A 2,917-nucleotide genomic window follows, 5' to 3' on the forward strand; every position below is an offset into this window, starting at 1 on the left:
GTCATTGTTTCTCTCTGATTTTTGTGTTCTTTGGATATAGATATTTTAAACGGTTTCTGGTATTGTGTGTTGCAAAAGAGGTGAAAGTATTGTGAAGAAGCAGGAACAGAAAAAGGTAAACGGTTCTCTCGCCCTAAAAAGTCCCTGCGTTGTGGTGATCCCAGCCAACACCCCAGAACAGACCAGAAAGCTACGGGTAGCCGCATACGCCCGAGTGAGTTCTAACTCAGAGGATCAGCTGAACTCTTACGCAGCTCAGAATGCTCACTACACGGAACTCATCACCAGCAATCCGGAGTGGGAATTTGTGGACGTCTATGCGGATAAGGGGATCACAGGTACCTCCGCCGAGAAACGAGAAGATTTCCAGCGGCTCCTGGCGGACTGCCGGCGGGGACGAATCGACAGAATCCTCGTCAAGTCCTCCTCACGGTTTGCCCGAAACGCTAAGGAGTGCCTGGAGGCGGTCCGGGAGCTGAAGGCGCTGGATGTCAGTGTATGCTTTGAGGAGCAGAATATCGACACCGCCGAACTCTCCGGGGAACTGCTGGTCGCCATCTTTGCTATGATAGACCAGAAGGAGAGCGAGAATATTTCAGACAATACCCGCTGGGGTGTCCAGCAGCGGATGGCAAATGGAACTTATATCCCGTCCTCCTTACCCTTTGGTTACAAGAAAAATCAGAATGGCGAAATCATCATTGATGAAATACAGGCAAACTACATACATAAAATTTATACTGATTTTCTAAATGGCAGAAGTACTGAAGAAATCGCAAAAGACCTGAGTAAACAGCAGAAAACAACTCCAGTATTGCACTCCTATCAGTGGACTGTACATGCAATTGCTCGAATCTTAAAAAATGAAACTTATACAGGAAATTTTCTATGGCAGAAATCATTTCGAACCTCAACGCTTCCCAGGCACTATAAAATAAATCGAGGAGAGAAGCAGAAATACCTTGCCCTCCATTCGCACCCTGAAATAATAGATCAGGACATGTTTCAACAAGTCCAAACGCTTCTGAACAAGAGAAAAGAAAAATTTTTTACCGCAGAGATAAAGCAGTCGCCACTGCGTGGGTATCTGGAATGTGGATGCTGCGGCTCTGCATTTCGGACACGGACTACTAGAGGTATCATCTATCATGTGTGCCGAACCCATGATGCTGGTAAGGAACTATGCCGGAATCGTCAGATCCCAGAGTTCACAATACAGGGGAGCTTTCTTCGACTGTATTATAAGCTCAAACACCAAGGTACTTCTCTTTTATCCTGTTTACTTGCAGATCTCCAAGCCGCCCGCACCGGCAAGATGCTTTGGAGTGTGGATATTGTAGAACTCAATGACCAAATCGCAGACATCACCCGTCAGGATCGCTTACTGACCCAGTTGAAACACCAGGGGTTAGTGGATCCTGATATTTTTATCTCCCGCCGGGACGCTCTGGCGGAACAGCTTCGTGCCGTCAAGCTGGAAAAGGAGCGGCTCTTGGAATCCGAGGAAAATCCAACTATCCACCAGACACGAGTCCTACTGGAAACCTTGGAAGCTGCTCCGGAATTTCTGGATACCTTCGACGAGGAGCTGTTCCGCGAGATCGTCGATAAAATCATCGTGGAGAGCAATGAACGTCTGCGGTTCCGGCTTATCAACGGCCTGGAGCTGACAGAGAACATCGAGAGGACGGTGCGGTGATGGCATCCAACCGAAAACAGCCCTTCGGCTACAAAATGGAGTGGGGCGAGATCGTGATCCAGGAGCAGGAAGCCTCTGTGGTTTGCTGGATCTTCCAGTCCTATCTGGCCGGGGCATCCTACAATGACTTGATAGAGGCTCTGGAAAAGGGGGACGTCCCCTATGAGGTGGAAAAGCTGTGGAACAAAAACATGGTGGCCCGCATTTTGGAGAACTCCAAGTACACCGGCCAGTGCGATTATCCTCCCCTGATTTCCCAGGAACAGTTTGACGCAGTCCAGTCCCGCCGGCAGAAGCAGTCGGCGCCCCCGCGGAAAACCCCTGCCCAGAAGGAGCTGCGCCGGCTGTGCGGCGGCTCCCCGCCCCCCTGGGTGGAGCGGCAGGTGCTGGCGGTTCTGAACAACCTGATCGCCCGCCCGGAACAGCTTCGCTGTCCTCACCGTGAGAATGCCCTGCCTGCGGAAGTCATCCGGCTCCGTCAGGAGCTGGACGATCTGCTGAACACCCCGCCAGTGGACGAGGATCGTGCTAGAAAGATGGCCCTCCACCTGGCAGAACTCCAGCTGAACGCCATCGGGCCGGAGGAATATGAGACAGAGCGGCTCCAGAGGTTGTTCCAGACCCATAGTCCCATGAGTGAGCTAAACCAAGAGCTCCTGCATGAGAGCGTCCGGCAAATCACATACGCCGGCAGAAGGGTTACAATTCTGCTGAAAAACCATCAGACTATGGAGGGAGGAACCAACCAATGACAGATAACGCTCCCAAGGTCATCGTTATCCCCGCCAAGGCGGAGACACCCCAGGAGCAGGAGAGAAAACGGAATCTGCGGGTCGCCGCATACTGCCGGGTTTCCACTGATAGCGAGGAACAGCTCACCAGCTATCAAAACCAGCTCTCCTACTACACGGAGAAGATCATGAAGGAACCTAACTGGACCATGGCCGGTGTGTTTGCGGACGAGGGTATCACGGGAACCTCCGCTAATAAGCGGAAGGAATTTCTGCGGATGATCCGCCAGTGCCGCCAGGGAAAGATCGATATGATTCTGGCCAAGTCCGTCTCCCGCTTCGCCCGGAACACAGTGGACACCCTCAACTTTACCAGAGAGCTGCGAAGTCTGGGAATCCCAGTGATTTTCGAGGAGCAGAATATCAACTCCATCCACCCAGAGAGCGAGTTCCTGATCACCCTCCATGGAGCCTTCGCCCAGGCTGA

General features: G+C 52.0%; 3 protein-coding genes. All 3 read left to right on the forward strand.

Translation table 11 applies throughout. The annotated features are described in order from the left end of the window. Positions 1–91 precede the first annotated feature (91 nt). Positions 92–1,699 (forward strand): recombinase family protein, encoded by a 1,608-nt coding sequence (locus H6B31_RS16365; RefSeq protein WP_204899477.1) that lies wholly within the window; start codon positions 92–94, stop codon positions 1,697–1,699. Next, positions 1,699–2,451: a recombinase family protein gene (locus H6B31_RS16370; RefSeq protein WP_204899478.1), complete on the forward strand. Its 753-nt coding sequence runs from the start codon at positions 1,699–1,701 to the stop codon at positions 2,449–2,451. Before H6B31_RS16365 ends, H6B31_RS16370 begins: the two co-directional genes overlap by 1 nt. Further along, a partial coding sequence (locus H6B31_RS16375) for a recombinase family protein (RefSeq protein ID WP_204899479.1) occupies positions 2,448–2,917 on the forward strand: 470 nt, incomplete at its 3' end. The genes H6B31_RS16370 and H6B31_RS16375, both read left to right, overlap by 4 nt.

Origin of the sequence: Pseudoflavonifractor capillosus (assembly GCF_016899775.1) — a bacterium.
Classification (GTDB): domain Bacteria; phylum Bacillota; class Clostridia; order Oscillospirales; family Oscillospiraceae; genus Lawsonibacter.